The following is a 20,793-nucleotide window of genomic DNA, read 5'->3' as shown; positions in this document are numbered from 1 at the left end:
CGTAGTTTTGTGGATGGGCTTACACCGCCATCAGGTAATATGGATAATGTAAACGATCCGTGGGTAACTTCCGCTTTAATTGAATACGATCAACCCTATCCCGCAACGACTCAGGCTAACAACTATCCAAACCATTGTTTGGCTTTGTGTATGAATGTGGTTTGCACCAACAAACCTATGTCGCAAAGTACTTATTCTATTGCATTCCCGTTACAGAACATCAATTTTGACATTGTTAAATACTATAACGGTAAAAATATTTATAATGCGGAAGAAACCCCTGCTATTCGTACCATTGCTTTATATCCGGATACGGAAAGTGGCAATGCCAAATGCGGGTCTTATCATTGTCCTGGTGCGGCCGATTCCGGCTATGTTTGCCCGGCTCCAGAATATGAACTGGTTAATGGTACATGCTATAAATTTGGAACGAGCACCACAACGGCATCTTCCAATTGTGGTGTAGGGGTAGATCTTGAGGATGCATGCCCGAACAAAACTTGTCCTTGGGTGATTTTTAATAATGATGGTACGCGGTCTAATCAGGAAATTCCTTTCTGTGCCGCGTGGGACGGCTCGTACGAAATTGCGGGCGAGTTCGGCAAGTCTAACGGCAATTTTGCTTTCCGCGCCACCGTGGCAACGGACTTTCCGGGCGACAACATCATTACCGACAAAATTGAATTTAACTCCACTATTGCTTACCCGGGTGAAAACCAAATTCCGATACAGGTGGACGTAACCAACGTACATACCGTACGCAGTACGCCTACCGTGGTGGGTAACATTACGGCCGTGTCCGCCCAACCGTATACCTTTGCGTATCGTCTGAGCAAAGATTCGGATGTTCGCATTGCTATTTTAGACGCTTCCAACGGAGACAATATAGAATATGGTGCCTCTAATGACGGCGATCCGATTACGGGGGCGACGCAGATTGTGCGCACGCTGGTGGATTGGCAGCCCCGCGTCGGCGAAGGTATGAAAGGGACGGACAAAGATACCCAAATTGTGGAATTTGACTCGTGGGACGGCCGCAACGACAACGGCCTCCTGCTTCCTGCGGGCAACTATATTGCGGCCATTCAGGCCAAGGCGCAAGACGAATGGCCGGGGGTGGATTTCTCCCGCGCCGTTACGCGCCAGGTGTCTTTGGATCCCTTAAAACTGACGGATATTGTAGCCACCGGCCTGAACAAAAAGTCCACGGCTTACGCTTCTATTAACTATGTACCGACCGAAGCGTCCAAAGTGTATTGGGAAATTTACACGCCCGGAACCAGCTTTAACAAAGCTGATTCTTCCGGCGCGATGCTGACTGATTCTTCTAAACCGACGGGTACTGGCCCGACTCCGGTTGGCGGCACGCTGGTGTACCGCTCCGAAGAAGATCGCACGGCCCGTATGAACTTTACCTCCAAATGGGATGGTTTGTGCGGTGTGGCGGCCGGCTGCACGCGCACCTACGCCCAGAACGAGACTAAATCCGACGGCACCAAGTGTGATACGGCGACCTGTACCGAAACTTTTGCCTATGGTGCGCCAATGCCGGACGGCAATTATGTGTATGTGCTGTGGGCGGAAATCCCGTATAACGGCAAATATGTAAATGCGGTGGGCGGTAACGGCACGCCTGCGTTTACGTCTAACGGTACTTGCTCCGGCTCGGGACTTGAAATCAACAACCAGTGCTTTACGGGCGTCAAGACGCTGAACTATTCCACCGGCCAGATTGCTGTTGAACGCGGCATGGTGGACATCACCATCCAGCCCGTCAGCTACGCCACCGTGGGTTCCAGCCCGACGGCGTACGGTTTGGATCCGTTCATCTTTAAATACTCCATCGTGCGCGACGCGACCGTCATCGCGCGGGTGGAAAACTCCGCCGGCGTACCGGTGAAACATTTAACGCCCGAAGAAGGCATCACGCAGGTTGCCCAGCAGCTTAACACGCTGTCGTGGGACGGCCGCGATGACCAGGGCCGTATGGTAACGCCCGGCACCTATATGTTTACGGTGCAAACCAAAGACGCTATGTTCCCCGCGGTAACGAACAAGGCTTCCGCCGTGTTCCCCGTGGATATGTACCGCGTGGTGGACGTTTCCACCACCGACGTATACGGAGACAGCGAGGCCAAGGCCACCATTTCCTATTACCTGTCCAAAGCGATGAACGTACAGGTGAACATATATAATAAGGATGTGGTCATCCCCGCGTATAATTCTACTGCCGGCGATTATAATGACTATACGGTTCTGTCTTCCCAATACGCTACGGGCTATACCAACAACCTGGCCTCGGTGCCCGTGTATGAAGCGGGCAGCGCCACGCCGCTGGCTACGCTTACCAATGTGTCGCTGGGCAGCGTTACCACGCTGACGGGTACGGCCAACCCCTATACCCGCGATACCGTAACGGTTACCGAAAACCAAAATTATGTAGCCGGTTCTGCCGTGCCCGGAGAGGAACAATATTACGTTACGCTCACACGCGAAAGCGTCAACGTGCAGACCAACACGACTACCACCTGGCCGCCCCGTATCTGCGATAAAACGACTGACGCAGATATCTTTATCGGCAACTATGTGGACCCGGCCAAAGTAACCTCGGACCATGCGTGTATCTATGTGAACGATACGACTTTCACGAACTATCCCACTACGGCGGCCCAAGCCGCTTCCGGCGTGGTGGATGTACGCTTGCAGCCGGTAAAAACCTTTGACCGCTCCTCCACCAAAGTGGGCGACGGTATGCAGATTACCGAAGAATGGGACGCGCTGTACTTCTACAACCCGACCCCGTCTTCCGAACGCCACACGGCGGCTGAAATTGCCAAATGCACCGGCGCGACCAATTTGAACCAGTGCCCGTACGAAATGGTGCCGGACGGACAGTATCCGTTCTTCATATCCGCCCGCTCCGATGAAGCGTTCAACCGCTACTATGCCAACGGCGGCGAAACGATTGCGGGCGGCGGCACGGGTACCTATTTGGCCGGCGCTCCGTTTAAAACGGCGGACGAAGTGCTCCAGCAGGATTACCTGTACGCGACGGAAAAACCCGTCAGCAAGATTAACGTAACCCGCGGCCCGGTGTACTTCCTGGACGGTTCCACCGTGGTGTTCCCGAACGCTCCGCAGCTGTTTAATGCGTCGACCGGCCCGGTGTTTATCCCGCCGTACGAAATCAACTTTGCGGTGTCTCGCGCTTCCACCGTGGAAGTAGCCATTGTAGCCCTGAAGCCCAATATGTGCTACGATACCACCGGCAACCTGACCGGCCGCAACGCTTTGGCGGGCGCGGTATGCAAATACCTGTCCACCATGACGATTGCCAACACCAGCAATTTTGACCCGAACGTTACGCGCAAAATCTATTGGGACGGTACGGACAATAACGGTATTTACGTCAAACCCGGCGGGTATGAGGTGCGTTTGACTGCCAAAAACTACCCCGATCCGGGCCTGTACCAGGAAACGGTCAAGAGCATTCCCTTAAACGCTGACCTGTTAAAAGTGTTTGACCTCTTGGAAGCGGACGGCTATGCGCTCAGCCAGCGCGGCACGGATATGAAAATTGGTTATCAGATTTCCGTTCCGATGAAAGTGGCCATCCAAATCTTCAAGCCGGGTACGACGATTTACGATTACCAGAAAGGCACCCTGCGCAACCCGACCACGGGTACGGAAGTGAAAGACATCCACGAAGTGCTTGTAAAAGCCATTGTGGGCATCCGCCCCGCCACCACGCTGATTGAAGAACTGTGGGACGGCCGCGACTATGCGCAGCAGGAAGTGCCGGACGGAACCTATCCGTTCCGCTTCGTAACGGCGCTCAATTCGTCCGATATTGACAGCGTAACCGGCGAAATCCTGGGCGGCGATGACGCCAGCTCCACGCCGACCGACTGGAGCATTGACAAAGTGGCCGACACCTACGAATACCAGAACCTGCATAAGGCGACGGTGGCCATCGGCGACGGACGCTTCGTCTGCGAGGACTGGGAGAAAACGGTGTTCTTCTATCCGAACCCGCTCAGAAACGCCTCCAAAGGTACGCTGGAAATTACCAAGATGCCGGTGCCGGGCACCGTGTCCATCAAATACTTCAACCTGGCGGGCGACCTGGTGCGCGACAGCAACTATACCTGCGTGGACGCCAACAACTACCAGGTTACGATGGGCGGCAGCCTGAGCTTTAACCCGGATAATACGCCGGAAGGCTCCACCAAGCTGGATGAGGAAGGCCTCGCCGCTTTCCCCAATATCCGCAACGCGGCCCTGCGCTGCAAGTGGGACCGCACGAACCAGCACGGCAAGAAAGTGGCCCGCGGCGTGTACTTCGGCCTGGTGGACTTTAAAGCCCAGAACGGCCGCGAACACTGCCAGAAAGTAGTCAAGATTTTGGTGCCGTAAAACCCTGCGGGGGGCCTAAAAAGCCCCCCGGGGGGTTGCAAGTAAAAGCCGTAATTTGTACGGGCCCCGCAGGGCCTGAACCCAAGGAAAAATGTCCGGCGTGCCCGGCAAATAAAATTGATTTATGAATATAAGATTAAAAGTTTTAATTGCTTGTTTAACGGTTGGTCTTGTCAGCGCGAATGCGTCTGCGGCGTCTATTGATTCAAACGCCGGTACCAGCGCGAGCGCGTTCTTAAAGATTAACGCCGGCTCCCCCAGAGCCCAGGCCTTAGGCAATGCCTATGTGTCCATCGCCGACGGCCCGGAAGCGCTTTTCTGGAACCCCGCCGGGGCGGCTTCGGCCACCACGCGCGAGCTTCAGTTCTCGTATTTGGATTATTTGCAGGGTTACAAAGCCCGCACGCTGGCGTATTTGCAGCCTATCGGCAAAACGATTATCGGCGTAACGGTAAACTATATGGATATGGACGGGTTTGATTTCCGCGGCGAATACGGCGAACAGCAGCCGGAAGTGGGCGTACCCGTGCAGAACTTTGTGGGCAGTCTGTCCGTGGCGCGCGGTTTCTTTGACCAGAAACTGCAAATCGGCGGTACGGCCAAGTATATCAGCGAAAAGCTGGATACGGATCATTACGACAACGTCGGTTTTGACGTAGGCGCAAAACTGCGCCTGGTCAACTGGCTGGGGCTGGGCGGCGCGCTGGTCAATATCGGCGACAAAGAAGAAATGCCGCGCGGCCTGCGCCTGGGTGCGGACTTGAACACCCGCTACTTTACGCTTTCCGGCGAATATATGAAATACCGCGACGACAAAGCCCGCTACGGCGTGGGGTTGGAAATCCATATCCCCGAAGACCTGTTGCAGGTGGCCCGCTTTGATTTGCGCGTAGGTTACTATACCCGCGAAAACACCGGCACGAACGAGAAAGATTCGTGGGTGGGCGATTTGGGCCTGGCGGAAACGTCTAAAGTTTCCTTCGGCTTCGGCATTTACAGCTCGGAACTGTTCGGTTACGGCGCGTCTATTGACTACGCGGTAACGCCGTTCGGCGCGCTGGGCACGTCGCAGCAGATTGCGCTGGCGATTCAATTTTAATGTATGATAAACGGAGACGGAAAGAAAAAATTACTTAATAAAAAAGGCCAGACCGCGGTGGAATATATCGTAACGGCGGCGGGGCTCTTTACGGCGATTATTTCTTTTTACGTACTCTATTCCCATTTGGTGCCGCAGCAGTTTGACCAGGGAGCGAAAGTAATTTTGTCGGAATACGACGCAGGAAGATAGTTTTAAAAAAATCAGGAGGACTTATATGAAGTTTATCGTTGCTTTGCAGAACAAAATGGACGCCTTGAAAGCGCAGGCTTTGGGGTGTCTGAAGAAAAAAGAAGGCCAGAACACGATTGAATACGTGCTGATGCTCGTAGTGGTCGTGGGCGTGGCCGGTTTGGCCGGCGTGCTGATTAAGAAATTTATGCCTGATTTGTTTGAACAGGTTAAAGGCAAAATCACCGGCAGCATGAACGAAATGTAATTTGAGGCCGTATGAACAAATTTCGTAGGAAGTGTGGCGGGCAGGTTACCGCGGAGCTGATGCTGATTTTGCCGGTGTTCATGTTGATGATTTTTTTCGTCCTTGAATACGGCAACATCGCCTACCACACGATTATCGCCAACCACGCTTCCTATGAGTTTGCCCGCATCGGTTCGCTGGTGGCCGTTAAAAAGCCCAGCGGCCGGCCGGACAGAACGATTATCACGCAGAAGATTAACCAGGCCAAGCAGAAGGTGTTTGGCTCCAAAGCGGGCGGCATCGGCGTAAGCGTAAAAGTGGAAACCACCGGCACCGACCCGATGTATAAAAGACACCGTCACGAGGACGTTGTCGTAACGGTAAACTATCCCGTGCGGCTCATTTTTCCGGGCACCAGCTTTGTGCTGGCCAGCGAGCCCCGCCGGGAGGGTATCCGCCGGATTAAGGCCGTTACCCGGATGCCGGTTGAAAAAGCCTATCTGAGTTCGGATAGCAAATAGATTTGACTTGTTAAATTTAAAAGCTGTTTTTAAGGAGACTAAATGAAAAAAGGAATCTTTCTTCCGTTGGTGGTGGCCATTTTGGCGGCCATCGTATACGCGATGATTGTCAGCAGCGCGGAGAAAAAGCTCAACGCGTCCAAGAACATCAAACAGGTGTTCGTGCCCGTGCGCGATATTAAAGAGCGCGAAGTAATCAAGCGCGACTTTATCAAACCCGTGCCGGTGCCGGCCGCGTATTTGCAGAAGGATGCTTTCACCTACACGACGGACGCCGATTTTAAGGCGATTGAAAACGCCGTGGCGCGCATCCAGATTCCCAAAGGCAACCAGATTTCCAAGTATGCCATCACCTCGCTGTCTCCCGAGGCCGGCCTGTCCAGCAAAATCCCGGTGCAAATGAGAGGTTTTATCATCAACGTGCCGATTGCCACCGCCAGCATGATTAAGCCCGATGACAACATTGACGTGCTTCTTACCTTTGAAGCCGTCATGAAAAGCGGCACCCGCCAGAAAGTAACCGTAACGCTCCTGCAGAACGTAAAAGTGCTGGGCGTCGGGTCGGACCTGGGGCAGGGACTGGACGCCAAGGCCGCCAACGCGATGAAGAGCAAAGAAGAAGACGCCGCGGCGTATTCGGACAGTTCGGCCCTGTCTTTGGCGCTTTCCCCGCGTGACGCGCAGTATTTGGCGCTTGCGCAGTCGGAAGGCGACGTTTCCGTCATTCTGCGCTCGCACGGCGACGTAACCAACTACTTGATGGAAATCGCGACCTTTGAGAAATTATTTCAATAACGAACAGGACAAATATGACGAATAAAAAGTTTATAGCTAACGTATCACTCGCGGTATTACTTTTAAGCGTGCTGCTGCCGTCCTGCGCCTTTGCCAAAAAGACGCGGCTGGTGGCCGTCAGCGCCGACGTGGTGGAAATCAGCGGTACCATGCAGAGCGTAAAGGGCTTCTCGTGGAACCAGCTCTTTGATTTTGAAGAAGCGACCATTCCCGGCATTTTGTCCCTGGGCGAATTTGAACGCAAAACGGCCGTTACCACGCGTCTTCGCTTGATGGAGACGGAAGGCCGCGCGCAGGTGCTTTCCAACCCCAAAATCGTAACTTCTTCGGGCAACAGCGCGAAGATTACGGTCGGCGGTAAAATCCCGATACCGATTGTAAACAACCAGGGCGTGGGCTCGCAGCTGGAAGAGTACGGCATTCTGCTTAACGTGCTGCCCACGATTATTCCCGAACGCAACAACATCATTGATTTGCAGGTGCAGCTGTCCGTCTCTACGGTGGACTATTCCAGAACCGTCGTTATCGGTACGGCCACCGCGCCCTCTTTCACCAACCGCGACGTGGAAACCCACGTGGAAATCAACAGCGGCGAAACGCTGGTCATCGGCGGGCTGAAAAGCAGCGCGCGCAACGTGTCCGAAGACCGCGTGCCCTTCCTGGGCCGCATTCCGCTTATCGGGCTTTTGTTTAAAAACAAAGACGTAACGGAAGAACAGCGCTCTTTGTTCCTGTTCATTACGGTTGAAATTGTGGAATAATTTTTATGGCAGAAGAAAACGAACCCCAAAGATCCGAAGCTAAAATCATCGCGTTTTCCGGCCCGAAAGAAGGCGCCGGAAAGACGACCTTGGTGCTGAACCTGGCCTTGGGCTGGGCGGGCATCCAAAAGCGTCCGGTGCTGATTGTGCCGCTGGACCCTTTGGCGCGCCAGGAGCACAGCTTTTATCTGGATATTAAAAAGCCGGTCAGCGTATCGGATATTTTAAGAACGCTGGGCAATACCTCTATTGCCGTGGTGGGGGGGCTTCTGCGCGGTAAAATTTCCATGTCCCAGTGGGGCGTGGGCGTGCTGCCGCTGGGCAATACCCGCGCGCAGGTGGCTTCCATCAGCCCGAAAATTTTGATTCCCATTTTGTCCCGCCTTTCCCAGACGTTTGACATCTTTCTGGACGTGGATTCCAGCTTCCCGATGCAGGCGTTTTCGTTTGACATCGCCGACAAGGTGTTCTGGGTTTCCCAGGCCACCCGCACGCATTTAAATTCCACCGTACAGCTTTTTAACGATTATAAAGAACAGCGCTACCCGATGGACCGCGTCAGCGTTATCTGCAACGCCTATGATACGCCCGGCTCCATTCCCTACGAAGAAGTGGAACGCTTTTATTCTTCCCTGGGCCGCGAAATTGACGTGTTCCTGCCCTGGGACGAAGACGTGATGGCCACCTCCAACCGCAAAGAAGTGGAAATCATCACGAACCCGCAGTCCGAATGGGTCAAAGGGCTGCGCCTGGTGCTGGCGAAAATACGCGATTTAAAATCGGCCCCCAAAGACTGGGTCGCCTCCGTGTCGGATGAAGAATTTACCCAGGCCGCCAAAGAAATTTGGAGCCCGGTGCTGTTTGACGACGGTAAAACCGGCACGACGGCGGACCACGTGGCCGCCCCCGGACAGGAAGACGAAAGCGCCAAAACGAAAATGTCTTTCTGGGACGATTTAAAACAGAAAATCCACAAAGAAGTGGTGCACACGCTGGAAATTGAACACATTGTGGTGAGCGACGAAAGCTCCGCCAGCGAACAGACGCGCAAACGCGTGGCCGCCATTGTGGACGATATTTTGCAGAAACAGCCGAACCTGCAGTTCTCGCGCGACCAGCGCACGCGCTTCTCGTCCGAACTGCTGGACGAAATTTTGGGTTTGGGTCCGCTGGAAGTCTTAATGCGCGACCCGGCCGTTACCGAAATCATGGTCAACGCCTTTGACAAGATTTTTATTGAACAAAAAGGTAAATTGACTTTAACCAAATACAAATTCCGCAACAACGAACAAGTGGTGCAGGTAATTAAACGCATCGTGGCGCCGCTGGGCCGCCGTATTGACGAATCCGTCCCGCTCGTGGACGCCCGTTTGAAAGACGGTTCCCGCGTAAACGCCATCATCGCGCCGCTGGCGGTGTCCGGGCCTACGCTCACCATCCGCCGCTTCTCGGCCAAGCCGTTCGGGCCGGAAGATTACTACCGTTTCGGCACCATCAGCCCGGAGTGTATGGCGTTTATTGAAAAATGCGTGCGCATCCGCAAAAACATTATTGTCTGCGGCGGTACCGGTACTGGTAAAACCACGTTTTTAAACGCCATTTCCGGCTATATTTCCAATAACGAGCGTATCATTACGGTGGAAGATACCGCGGAACTTCGTTTGCAGCAGCCGCACTGGGTGTCTTTGGAAAGCCGTCCGCCAAACGTGGAAGGCAAAGGCGCCGTAACGATTCAGGACCTCGTAAAAAACTGCTTGCGTATGCGTCCCGACCGCATTGTGGTCGGTGAGTGCCGCGGCGGCGAAGCGCTGGATATGTTGCAGGCCATGAACACCGGTCACGAAGGTTCGCTGACCACCATTCACGCCAACACGCCGCGTGACGGGCTGTCCCGCTTGGAAGCCATGTGCATGCAGACGGGGGCCGATTTGCCGATTTTCGCCATCCGCGAAATGATTTCTTCGGCCGTTAACATGATTGTGCAGCTGTCCCGTTTTTCGGACGGTTCCAGAAAGGTAACTTATATTACCGAAATGCACGGCCAGAAAGATGGTGAAATCCAATCCACCGACCTGTTCCGCTATGTGCAGACGGGCGTGGACGAAAACGGCAAAGTGCAGGGGATGTTCGCCCCTACGGGCCATCTTCCCACGTTCTTTGACGATTTTGCGGCCAAAGGCCAGCCGGTGGATAAAGACGTTTTCCTGAAGGGAGCCGTTCCTCTTGACGCCAACGGCGAGCCCGATTTAAAAGCCGTACAGCGTATGCAGCAGGCGGCGGGGAATACCATTCCTCCCGCTCCGCCCGCCGCGCCTTCAAAGGCTTGATTTTACAATGTTTGGGACAAGGTTTGATATGACGAAAAAAGTTCACGTTTTTCTGTTGGGCGTTTTGTGTCTGGCGGTGTTTGCCGCGCCGCAGGGCTTGGAAGCCCGCGCGCTGGGCAAGCAGGACCGCGCGCGCATTCAGTGCGCCCAGGAAAAAATGCGTATTCTGGCGGAATTTTTTGACGTGAATCTTCCGGCGGATAAGAAAGTCTACACGCTGCCGCAGGTGTGCGGCGCGTCGGCCGGGCGGAAAGTTACCATGCCCAAGTGGTTTGCCGACGAACTCGCGCGTATGGACAAAAATAAAGTCGTCTATGTCCCGAACGAAGGCACATACAGCGAGGTGGACTTGTGGCGCCAGGCGTTTTCCAACGTGTATTTGTATTTGGACCGCGCCGACAAATCGCTTGATCCCAGCCAGCCCGTAGTGCTTGAACAGCTTTCGCGCGGCTTTGTGGGCAACCGCATCAATTTGATGGCCACGCTGGACCGCCTGAATAAAGACTTGCTGCGCGGCCAGCAGCTGCTGATTATGAAAGACAGTATGGAAGGGCGTGCGCGTTCCATGCTTTCCACCTTTGAATTAATTAATAACGAATTTTTCAGCACGATTGAGTCCTTTTCCAGCGGCATTTCCCAGCGCGAAAACAAATACCGCCAGTCCGTCATGGCGGTGGTGGTGCTGTCCAACCACCTGTTCTCGCAGTTTATGGGCACGCCGATTCCCGTTTATCCGCCCAAACCGGATATTTACAAAACCACCACGGCGGACCGTCTGGTCAGCCTGATTTTGATTGTGCTGGGTTCCGCTTTGGCCGGGCTGGCGGTGTATCTGCTGCTTGAAAACAAGCGCGAAAATATCCTGCATATGGTGGCGGAATATAAAGAAAAAAGCCTGGTGTGGGCGGAAGATTTCAACCGCCAGTTCGTTACCATTGATATTAAATACATCGTTTTCGGCACCGTGGGGCTGTTTGCCGTCGCCGGCCTGCTGATGGGGCTGATGGCGGGGGGCTTTTTGGGCGTGTTCCTGTTCCTGCTCGTGGTGTTTATGGGCGGCGTAATCAGCATTCGTATGCCCGCCGCCGTGCTGGACGCGCTTAAAAAGAGCCGCGGCAAGCGCATCAACAACCAGCTGATGGACTCGCTGATTCTGCTTTCCAACTCGCTGCGTTCGGGCATGGATATCGTGCAGGGGTTTGAATTGGTTTCCAAAGATATGCTGCCCCCGATTGCCGACGAATTCGGCCTGGTGGTGAAAAACTACCAGCTGGGCACCCCGTTTGAAAAAGCGCTTGACGGTCTGTCGGACCGCGTGGAAAGCCGTATGCTTTCGTATATTATTAAAGCCATCATCATTCAGCGCCAGGTCGGCGGTAACTTAACCGTCATCTTTGCGCGTCTGGTGGAAAACATCCGCGAGGAAAGCAAACTGGAAGAAAAACTGCAGGCCATGACCGCGCAGCAAAAAATCCAGTCCATCGTGGTCAGCATTATGCCGTTTGTGATGATGCTGGTGATGTTCATCTTCAACCCGACGCAGATGATTTCGTTCTACACCAGCCCGGTGGGCCTGTTTGTGTTTGTGTTCTGTATCATCTGGATCGGCATCGGCATGAAAGTGCTTAAAAAGATGGGAGAAGTGCGGGTATAATTATGAACAGTTTAGCGTTTACGTTAGGGCTTAATTTACTGCTGGCGGTGGGGATGTTCTCCATTTTCCTGGCCATCTTCGGCTTGCTTGCGCCGAAAGGCAAAAAAGAGGAAATCGTGGACGTGGCCGTGCGCCGTTTTAAATCCACCTCCAGCTTTGCGCGCTTAAAACCCGAAGAAAAGATGATGGACCGGCTGGCCGTTTTCTGCCTGCATAACTTCCACCTGGAAAAAAGCCTGGAAGAAATGCATATGCAGCTGGGCAGCCCGGACAATCCGCAGCCCGTGGATATTTTATATACTAAAATCATTGCGGCCCTGGCCATCCCGGCGGCGATTATGCTGCTGTTCCAGGCCGTCTGGCCGGTGATTTTGGTGCCCGTGTGCTTTATGGTGCCCGACGTGTTGATTAAAAGCAAAATCCAAAAACGCCAGGCGGAAATTTTGGGCAACTTCTCCACGACGGTGGACCTGGCCGCGCTGATTATTGAGTCCGGTCTGGACTATTTAACCGCTTTTGAAAGAATCATTAAAATCGCCAAGGAAAAGACGATTTTGGAAGAAGAGCTGGACAAGACGATTAACGAAATTAAGCTGGGTTACTCGCGCAGAGAAGCGCTGGAACGCTTTTCGGCGCGCACCGGGGTGCAGGAAGTGCGCTCTTTGGTCGGGCTGATTATTCAGTCCGACGAACTCGGTACCAGCCTGGTGGACCTGCTGCGCAACTTCTCGTCCGACTTGCGCTCGCGCCGTTTAAGCCGCGCCGAAAAGCTGGCGGCCCAGGCGTCCACCAAAATGCTGTTCCCGCTCTTTATGTTCATTTTCCCGACGATTTTTATTTTAATTTTAGCCCCGATGATTATGGGCCTTGTCAGCGGCGGCATGGGATTCTAGAGGATAAACGTATGAAAAAACATTTCACATTAGCGTTGGTTTTGGCTCTTGCGGCGGCCTCCGCCCAGGCGGCTACTTTCCGTAAAGAAGTTCCCGTCCGCCAGCACGGCAAAGAAGAAGGCATGCTGCTGGATTTGAGCAAAATTTCCATGGGAACGTTAAACGACGTGGAAGAAAAAAAACAGTATCTTTCCACCGTGCAGCTGGAAAAACAGCGCATCCAGAATTATACGTTGCGCATGGTGTACGAAAACGCGTACCTCCTCTATAAACGCGGGGATTACCAGCGCGCGCAGGAAATGGCCCAAACCATCCTGAGCATTGACCCGAACTTTAAACAGGCCCAGACGCTTGCCAAACAAGCCAGCCACATGGGCACGTACGGCACGACCTCGGAGGCCGAAGTGATTGAGGCCAAATTCCAGGAAACCATCCGCCTCTACGACAGCGGCCGCCTGGTGGAAGCCAACGATAAATTAAATGAAATTTTAACCATCCAGCCCGGCAACTCCAAAGCCCAGGCCTGGAAACGCAAAATTGATTACGACATCGCCAAAGAATATACCCGCCGCGGCGACGAAGCCTACGCCCAGAACGATTATCAAAAAGCTTTGGACGCCTGGTATAACGCGCTGCTGATGCGCAAGGACGATCCGAAGCTGGTGGCGAAAATTGCGGATACGGAAAACAAACTGCGCAAACAGCAGGTGGCCGATTCCATGAAGCAGGCGCTGGACTTTTATAACAAAGGCCAGTTTGTGGAATCGTACGCGGTGTTTGAACGTATTACGAAAATCCAGCCCGGCGATCCGCGCGTGCAGAAGTATATGTCCCAGCTGAAAAACGAAATTGCGGGCGGTTATTACAATGCGGGCAACAAATCGTATAACTCCAACCGTTTTGACCAGGCCATCGCGTATTGGACCAACGCCAAAAAATGGGGCGCGGATTCTACGACGATGGACGGCCTGATTAAACGCGCGCGCAACGCCAAAGAAAACCATTTGCGCGTCAAACAGCAGCAGGCCATCCAGGCCGAACAGGCCGCGCAGCGGGCGGAAGAAGCCGCCCAGAAGGCCGAAGAACAGGCCAACCAGCAGGCCGAACAATTAGACAAAGAGCCGATTGAAACCGTTACCGTGGACGGCAACGTGCCCGGACTTCCCGGCGGTACGCTGATCCCCGGTTCCACCGGCACCCCCGGCACGTCCGGCGGCATCGGTTCGTCCGTGGGCGGAGTGGGCGCCAACGAAACGCTGCCTACTTTGGGCGGAACGGTCAACCGCGTGTCGGCCGAAGCCAGCGCCGCTTCCCGCGCCAAATATATTGAAGGCCTGGACGCTTTCAACCAAGACGATTACGAACGCGCCCGCCAGGCCTGGATTGTGGCCAAACAGCTTGACCCGGGCAACAGCGACGCCGATTTGGGCCTTCGCAAAGTGGAAGAGTTGATGAGATAGGGGACCGGAAAATATGAAACTTACATCCAAATGGGTCTTATGGTTCGTGCTGGTAACGGTATACGCGTCCATTATCGGCGGCCTCTTCTATTACAATTTGTTTAAATTCGTTTTTGACAAAAAACTCCAAAACGAAATGGTGGAAATGGTGCGTTTCCGCGCGCCGACGTTGGTGCAGTGGCTGGCGTCCCGCCCGAAAGGCGAAGCCACGTTCCGCGAGGCCGAAATTATGAAAGGCCTTCAGCGCAACGACGACCGCATCAAAAGCCTCGTCTATCTCAATTACGACGGGTCTATCCGCTGGCACGAGAACACCAAGTTTCTGCGCATGTCGTACTCGGACTATAACAACTCCGTCGGTTTTGACACGAACTCCGTCGTGCAGGCCATCCGCGACGGCCTGCCCCGCGCCATTCTGTTCGGCAGCGGCGACTATTACGATATGGCCATTCCGCTGTTAGCCAAAGGTAATACCGTAGCCGGCGTGGTGAACGTTACCGTATCGCGCGAGAGCGCCAAAAAGCTGATTCATTCATCTATGGTACGCTACGCGTTCGGCGCGTTTATTATGATTTTGCTCATCGGCGGGGTGCTGTATTTGTTCCTGTTGCTTAAAATTCTGCGCCCGTTAAATGCACTGAAAGACAGTGTGGAAGCCGTTTCGCTCAATAACCTGGAGCTTTCCTTCTCCGCGCGCCGGGACGAAATCGGCGACGTGGCGGCGGCGATTGTTTCGCTGCTGGCCAAAATCCGCGCGGACATCAAGAGCCTGGAAAACGTGGAAATTATGTCCCTGGAAAAGGAACAGCGCTGGTGGAAAACCATTTTGGCGGTTACGGTGCCCAAAGGCTCCCGCGCCCTGGTTATTGACGAGAACAACAACATTCTCTATACCAATTTTGAATTAAAAGTGCCGGGCAAAGAGCGCGTGCACCTGCTGGATATTTTTGACGGCCGTCAGCAGGAAATTATTCAGGTGGTGGGGGAAGCGCTTGAGAACCCGACGAAAGTTTTGCGCGGCACGGTCATCAATAAAAATGTAAAATGTTTGGTGAAAGCCGTGCAGTTGCCCGATGATGCCGGAAAGAATCGCATCGTGCTGGTGCTGGAACCCGAAAAATAAGGGAATCTGATTTAGGAGAAACTATGAAAGTAGAAATCAAAAAAATTGGCATTTCAACGGTATTGTTTTCCGTGTTTCCGCTGGCCGTGTTCGTGGTGATGCTTCTGAGCGCTTTTATGGAAGTGTTCAACCCGGACGCCGTCGTCAACGCAGCCTACGTGATGGGGCTCGTGATGCGCGCCATCCAGAGCACGCTGCTCTTTTTGGTATCGTCGGTGTTTTTCTTGCTGGCGTATAATTTGCTGTGCGCCGTAGGCATTCGCGGCGTGCGCGTAGAATTGGAAGATAAATAGGAGAGAAGGGTTGATGAAAAAATTATTAACGTTACTCGTTGTATGTGCCGTAGCGGGCGTTGCTTTCGCCGCTCCGGCTAAAAAGGCGGCCAAAGCCGCCAAGGCCCCGGCCAAAGCCAAAGCGGAATTCATTATTGTGGAATCCGACGAATACGCCGCCGGCAAAGAAGACGCCCAGCTGACCGCCGGCATCGCCCAGTTTTTGGACGCCGAACCGTCTGTGACCAATGTGTCTTATAAAGACGCGGCGGCCGACCCGAAGCTGGCGAATCTGGACTACAGCTTTCTGCCGCTTTACCTGATTAAGAAAACGGACGCTATTCGCACCAAGCTGGAAAAACATCTCCAGTACGGTTACGCGCAGGAAAACGCCGATTTCATCATCCTGCCGCACCAGACCCGCCAGGGCGTGTACAACGGCAAAACCGCCAAACCGGGCGTGATGGAAATTTTTGTTATGTCCCAGTGCCCTTACGGCGCGATGGCGGAAAATATGGTCATCCAGGCCCAGAAAGACGGCAAACTGCCGGCTGACAAAGAAATCAAAATCCGCTATATCGTAAGCTACAGCGACAAAGACGGTTTCTCCAGCCTGCACGGTTCCGGCGAATGGGAAGAAAACGTCCGCCAGCTGCTGATTGCGAAGTATTACCCGGAAAAATTCTGGAAATACCTGGAAATCCGCAACAAAGATTACCGCTCCAGCCGCTGGGATAAAGCGATGGAAGAAGCCGGCATCAACAGCAAAAAAATTATGAAGAAATTTGACAAAGAAGGCATTGAACTCTTGAAAGAAGAAGCCAAGTATTCCCAGGAATACGGCATCAACGCCTCGCCGTCTTTCCTGTGGGAAGGCAAAGTGCAGCTGGACTTTGGTTCCGCTTCGCAGATTCCCGGGTTTGAATTCTTAAACCCCAACAGCGCCCAGCCCGGAGCCGCGGCTCCCGCCGGCAGCTGCTAAGCAACTGAATTTAAAGCCGAAACGGGGGCTGGGACGTATCCCGGCCCCCGTTTTCCAGAAGTGTCCGGGTGATAGGCCGGTTTTACGGCGGATGACCCGGCCGTTTCGGAAGGCCCGGGCGGGAGCGCCGGAAGAAAAACGCTCCGCCCCGACGACAATCCGTTCCCAATATGAAAGTAAAAAGACTAAGCGGTTTATTCTCTAAAGCGGTGTTTGTGCTTATCCTGATTTCCATTGTGCCGGTGGTCATTATCGGCTACCACGTGATGGGGGTGGACAGCCGCATTTTAAAGAACGAAATTTTGCAAAAACAACAAACGGTGGCCAGCCGGCTGGCTTCCGTCGCGCGCGCGCATATTAACCGCAAAGCGCAGCTGTTTTCCGTCTTTGTGGATTTGCATACCGATTTGGGCGGCCACGATTTTATCAACGAGCCGGATTTAAACTACCTGCGCATGCGCAACCCGTCCATCTTTTACCTGGCGGTGCTGAGCCCGGCGGGCAAACAGCTTTTTTCTTCGGGCAGGGCGGCCCCTTTAGTGAATTACAACGATATTCTGCCGGAGATTTTGGAGACCTGCGTCCGGCGCGGGGAAGACTATATCAGCGACGTATACCATATGAAAAACGGTATGTTTGCGCTGATGGCGTTTCCGGTCCGCCAGCATTTGGGGGATGCGCAGGTTTCGGGCGTGCTGGTGGCGGAGATGGATTTGAAAGAGATGGGGGAATCTCTGTCGCAGGCGTATCCGCTGGATATGAACGCGATTATTGCCACGGACAGCGGGGAAATCGTTTCGTATAACGGCGCGCCGGATGGTCTCTCTCAGGAGGTCCAGCCGGAAATGGCGGAAAAAGTGCGCGTGATTAACGAGCAGCTGGGAGACCGCCGCAGCGGCGAGGTAACGCTGCCCGGCGGCGAAAAGATTTTGGTGGCGGCGGCCAACCTGTCCCTGCCCGGCTGGAAAGTGTATGTGGACCAGCCCGCCAATGTGGCGGCGCAGCTGTTTGTGGAGAGCACTTTTAATTCTCTCTGGGACGTGCTGGTGCTTCTTTTGGCGATGCTGGTGTTTGTGGTGGTGGTGAGCTACTGGGTCATTAAGCCCATTACGCGCCCGCTGGAGCGTTTGCGCACGGCGGCGGTAAAACAGCGCGAAAATGACGATTTTGTCGTACAAAAAGAAGACGTGGAAATCCCCAATAACGAAATCGGCGAGCTGGCGGCGGCGTTTGTGGATATGTCCGCTGCCTTGCACGCGCGCCGGCAGGAGCTGATCCGCACGCAGCAGGAACTGGCCCGCATGAACCAGGCGCTTGAAAAGCGCGTGGAAGAACGCACGCACGAGTTAAAGGCCGCCACGAGCGAGCTGGTCAAATCCGAGCGGTTGGCCGCCATCGGGCAGATGGCTTCCATCATCAGCCACGAAATCCGCAACCCGCTGGCTGTAATCAGCAACGCCACGCGTCTGATTAAAATGCTGGTTACGTCGCCGGACCCGAAGCTGGTCAAACAGTTTGGCATTATTGAGGCGGAAATCAAACAGGCCAACAGCATTATCAGCGAGGTGCTGGGGTACGCCCGCACGCGCGAACTGATTTTAACCACCATTGATTTAAACAGCTACCTGCGCGAAATTTTGCTTTCGTATCCGTTCATTCCCGGCATTAAGCTGGAAGACCGGCTGGACCCGGAAACCGTACGCATTAAAGTGGATGCGGAGGAAATCAAGCAGGCTATCCGCAACGTGGTTTCCAACGCGGTGGAAGCCATGCCCGGCGGCGGCAAGCTGACGGTGGGTACGAAAGTGGGGCGCCGCATGGTGTGCATTTTTGTGGCGGACGAAGGCCCCGGCCTTAGCGAAGAGGTGCGCCGGAAGATGTTTTCGCCGTTTTTTACCACCAAGGCCCGCGGCACGGGCCTGGGGCTTGCGGTGGTGGGCAAAGCCGTCAGCCGGCATAAAGGCAAGCTGTTTATCAACAGCGCGCCCGGCAAAGGCACCTGTTTTCAGATTTACCTAAAAATATACAGAAAACCCGGAGATACCAATTATGGAGAAGCAAGTTAAAATTTTAGTCGTAGACGATGACAACAACCTGCGCGAAACGCTGGTGGATTTGCTTGAAATTGAAGGTTATAAAGTCTATCAGGCGGGGAATGCCGCCGAATGTCTGGAAATTTGCGCGAGCGAATTTTTCAACGTCATTTTGATGGATTATAACTTGCCGGGCGAAACCGGGCTGGACTTAATCCGCAAGATCCGCTCGTTTAACCAGGATACGCAGATTATTATGATTACGGCGTACGCTTCGTTAAACGCCATTATGGAAGCCATGCAGGAATCCGTGTACGACTTCTTGATTAAGCCCGTGGATTTTGACTATTTAAAACGCACCATCAACCGCGCGCTGGACAAGTATTTCCTGGAACAGAGCAACAAGGAACTGCTCGCGCAGTTAAAGACGCGCAACGAGGATTTGGACCGGCTGAACAATATGAAATCCAAATTCTTTTCCATCGTATCGCACGACTTGTCCAACTCTCTGATGACGCTTAAAATGAGCTTTGATATGCTCAAAAAGAAAATGACTCCCGACGAGGACCAGAAGAAAAAAATGATGTTTATGGACGAGTCGGTCAGCCAAATTGAGCATTTGATTAAGGACCTGGTGGACTGGGCCGCCATTGAAAAGGGCAAGCTCCGCATTGAAAAAGCCCGCTTTGAGCTGACGGAAAGCTTAAAGAAAACGGCCGAAATTTTCCGGGCCAAAGGCGCCAAGCGCAATATCCGCGTGACGTTTGAAAGCTGCGGCGCGGTGCCGGTGTTTGCCGATGAAAAACGCATCCGGCAGGTTATTTCCAACATTTTGGAAAACGCCGTGCGCCATACGCCCGACAACGGCACGATTGAAATTGTCGTTAGCAAAATAGATGAAAAAAATGCTAAAGTGTCCGTAACGGACTCGGGGGACGGTATTGACCCCGAACAGGCGCCCAACCTGTTCACCAGTTTTACCCAAGTGGGCGACAAGAGCCGCGTGGGACGGCTGGGGCTGGGGCTTTCCATCGCCAAGGATATTATTGCCAACCACGGCGGCCGGATTTGGGCGCACAGCGAAGGATTGGGTAAAGGGGCGTCGTTTAACTTCACGCTGCCCGTCGCAAATTCTTAGAATTTAACAACGTTAGGGGAGTATGCCAATGAACAAGAAGAAAAAAGTTACAGTGCTTATCGCCGATGACCAGACTCTGTTCCGGGAAGGTATCAAAGACGTACTTACCGGGGAAAAATGGATTGAAGTCGTAGGGGAAGCCGCCGACGGGCTGGAAGCGGTGGCCAAAGCCAAGAAGTTAAAACCCGATGTGGTGCTGATGGATATTAAACTGCCCAAGATGGACGGTATTAACGCCACGCGCCAAATCCGCCAGTCGTGCCCCGAAGTCAATGTGCTGATGCTTTCCAGCTTTGAAGACGAAGCCCACGTGCTGGACGCCATTCAGGCGGGCGCCAACGGCTATTTGTCCAAAATGCTGCCCGCGGCCGAACTGGTCAACTCCATCAAAACGTTTACCAGCGAAGGGCTGATGATTCCCCAGCAGCTGATGGGCAAACTGCTCCACGGACTGCGCAAAATGGGCGACGGCGGTATGCCTTCGCAGGCCACGCTGACCAAAACCGAAATCAAGGTGATGGACTTTTTGGGCAAAGGGCTCAGCAATAAAGAGCTCGCCAAAGAGCTTAACTGCAGCGTAAAAACCATTAAAAACCATTTAAACAGCGCTTTTCACAAATTAGGCGTCAGCAGCCGCACCGAAGCGGTGGTAAAAGCCATTGAGAAAGGGCTGATTTCGTCGGAAGGAACCGTGGTTCCGGACGATAACGACGGAGAGTAATCTATGCGTTTTCAAAGGCCGGCCGCGCGCCGTTTGCGCCGCCAACAGGGGCAGGCGACGATTGAGTACGTGCTTATGCTCGCGACGATTGTCGTCGTGCTGTCGGCCTTTTTAACCGCGTTTCACACGCACATCGTGCGTTTTTTCTTTACGTTTATCGGGCAACTGCTCACGAGCTGA

At 53.6% G+C, this 20,793-nt stretch carries 18 protein-coding genes; all 18 read left to right on the top strand.

From position 1 onward, the window contains the following. Nucleotides 1-510: 510 nt before the first annotated feature. On the top strand, nucleotides 511-4,416 hold the full coding sequence (locus tag ACQY36_RS01705) for a hypothetical protein (RefSeq protein WP_428077451.1): 3,906 nt from the start codon (nucleotides 511-513) through the stop codon (nucleotides 4,414-4,416). A gap of 124 nt (nucleotides 4,417-4,540) precedes the next feature. Continuing rightward, complete coding sequence (locus tag ACQY36_RS01700; protein ID WP_428077450.1) at nucleotides 4,541-5,515, top strand: hypothetical protein; 975 nt, start codon at nucleotides 4,541-4,543, stop codon at nucleotides 5,513-5,515. A gap of 3 nt (nucleotides 5,516-5,518) precedes the next feature. Continuing rightward, entirely contained in the window at nucleotides 5,519-5,707 is a 189-nt protein-coding gene (locus ACQY36_RS01695) for a hypothetical protein (protein WP_428055533.1), read from the top strand. 25 nt (nucleotides 5,708-5,732) lie between these two features. Next, nucleotides 5,733-5,954, top strand: a complete 222-nt coding sequence (locus ACQY36_RS01690) for a hypothetical protein (RefSeq protein ID WP_428037702.1) — start codon at nucleotides 5,733-5,735, stop codon at nucleotides 5,952-5,954. 11 nt (nucleotides 5,955-5,965) lie between these two features. Continuing rightward, nucleotides 5,966-6,454: a TadE family protein gene (locus ACQY36_RS01685; RefSeq protein ID WP_428055535.1), complete on the top strand. Its 489-nt coding sequence runs from the start codon at nucleotides 5,966-5,968 to the stop codon at nucleotides 6,452-6,454. Between the two features lie 42 nt (nucleotides 6,455-6,496). After that, a complete protein-coding gene (gene cpaB / locus ACQY36_RS01680) occupies nucleotides 6,497-7,249 on the top strand; it encodes a Flp pilus assembly protein CpaB (RefSeq protein ID WP_428055537.1) in 753 nt (250 codons plus the stop codon). A gap of 14 nt (nucleotides 7,250-7,263) precedes the next feature. Beyond that, nucleotides 7,264-8,010 carry a hypothetical protein gene (locus tag ACQY36_RS01675; RefSeq protein WP_428055539.1) on the top strand — a complete coding sequence of 249 codons (747 nt, stop codon included), beginning with the start codon at nucleotides 7,264-7,266 and terminating at the stop codon, nucleotides 8,008-8,010. Nucleotides 8,011-8,015: 5 nt separating this feature from the next. Next, complete coding sequence (locus ACQY36_RS01670; protein ID WP_428070956.1) at nucleotides 8,016-10,337, top strand: ATPase, T2SS/T4P/T4SS family; 2,322 nt, start codon at nucleotides 8,016-8,018, stop codon at nucleotides 10,335-10,337. Between the two features lie 28 nt (nucleotides 10,338-10,365). Then, complete coding sequence (locus tag ACQY36_RS01665) at nucleotides 10,366-11,991, top strand: type II secretion system F family protein (RefSeq protein ID WP_428077449.1); 1,626 nt, start codon at nucleotides 10,366-10,368, stop codon at nucleotides 11,989-11,991. A gap of 2 nt (nucleotides 11,992-11,993) precedes the next feature. Beyond that, entirely contained in the window at nucleotides 11,994-12,884 is an 891-nt protein-coding gene (locus ACQY36_RS01660) for a type II secretion system F family protein (RefSeq protein ID WP_428055545.1), read from the top strand. 11 nt (nucleotides 12,885-12,895) lie between these two features. Further along, nucleotides 12,896-14,344 (top strand): tetratricopeptide repeat protein, encoded by a 1,449-nt coding sequence (locus ACQY36_RS01655; protein ID WP_428077448.1) that lies wholly within the window; start codon nucleotides 12,896-12,898, stop codon nucleotides 14,342-14,344. 13 nt (nucleotides 14,345-14,357) lie between these two features. Beyond that, the gene (locus ACQY36_RS01650) at nucleotides 14,358-15,467 is read left to right on the top strand and encodes a HAMP domain-containing protein (RefSeq protein WP_428070950.1); all 1,110 of its coding nucleotides are present in this window, start codon (nucleotides 14,358-14,360) and stop codon (nucleotides 15,465-15,467) included. A gap of 23 nt (nucleotides 15,468-15,490) precedes the next feature. Beyond that, a complete protein-coding gene (locus ACQY36_RS01645) occupies nucleotides 15,491-15,760 on the top strand; it encodes a hypothetical protein (protein ID WP_428055551.1) in 270 nt (89 codons plus the stop codon). Between the two features lie 13 nt (nucleotides 15,761-15,773). Beyond that, nucleotides 15,774-16,721 (top strand): hypothetical protein, encoded by a 948-nt coding sequence (locus ACQY36_RS01640; protein WP_428070948.1) that lies wholly within the window; start codon nucleotides 15,774-15,776, stop codon nucleotides 16,719-16,721. 170 nt (nucleotides 16,722-16,891) lie between these two features. After that, entirely contained in the window at nucleotides 16,892-18,787 is a 1,896-nt protein-coding gene (locus ACQY36_RS01635; RefSeq protein WP_428077447.1) for an ATP-binding protein, read from the top strand. After that, nucleotides 18,771-19,892, top strand: a complete 1,122-nt coding sequence (locus ACQY36_RS01630; RefSeq protein ID WP_428070944.1) for an ATP-binding protein — start codon at nucleotides 18,771-18,773, stop codon at nucleotides 19,890-19,892. The genes ACQY36_RS01635 and ACQY36_RS01630 overlap by 17 nt, the downstream gene beginning before the upstream one ends. A 28-nt stretch (nucleotides 19,893-19,920) precedes the next feature. Then, the gene (locus tag ACQY36_RS01625; protein WP_428055559.1) at nucleotides 19,921-20,613 is read left to right on the top strand and encodes a response regulator; all 693 of its coding nucleotides are present in this window, start codon (nucleotides 19,921-19,923) and stop codon (nucleotides 20,611-20,613) included. A 3-nt stretch (nucleotides 20,614-20,616) separates the two neighbouring features. Next, on the top strand, nucleotides 20,617-20,793 hold the full coding sequence (locus ACQY36_RS01620; protein ID WP_428055561.1) for a Flp family type IVb pilin: 177 nt from the start codon (nucleotides 20,617-20,619) through the stop codon (nucleotides 20,791-20,793).

Origin of the sequence: Candidatus Avelusimicrobium alvi (assembly GCF_958451995.1) — a bacterium.
In the GTDB taxonomy this organism is placed as follows: domain Bacteria; phylum Elusimicrobiota; class Elusimicrobia; order Elusimicrobiales; family Elusimicrobiaceae; genus Avelusimicrobium; species Avelusimicrobium alvi.
The sequence above is the reverse complement of the archived record's forward strand: the minus strand, read 5'-3'. Positions and strand labels throughout refer to the sequence as shown.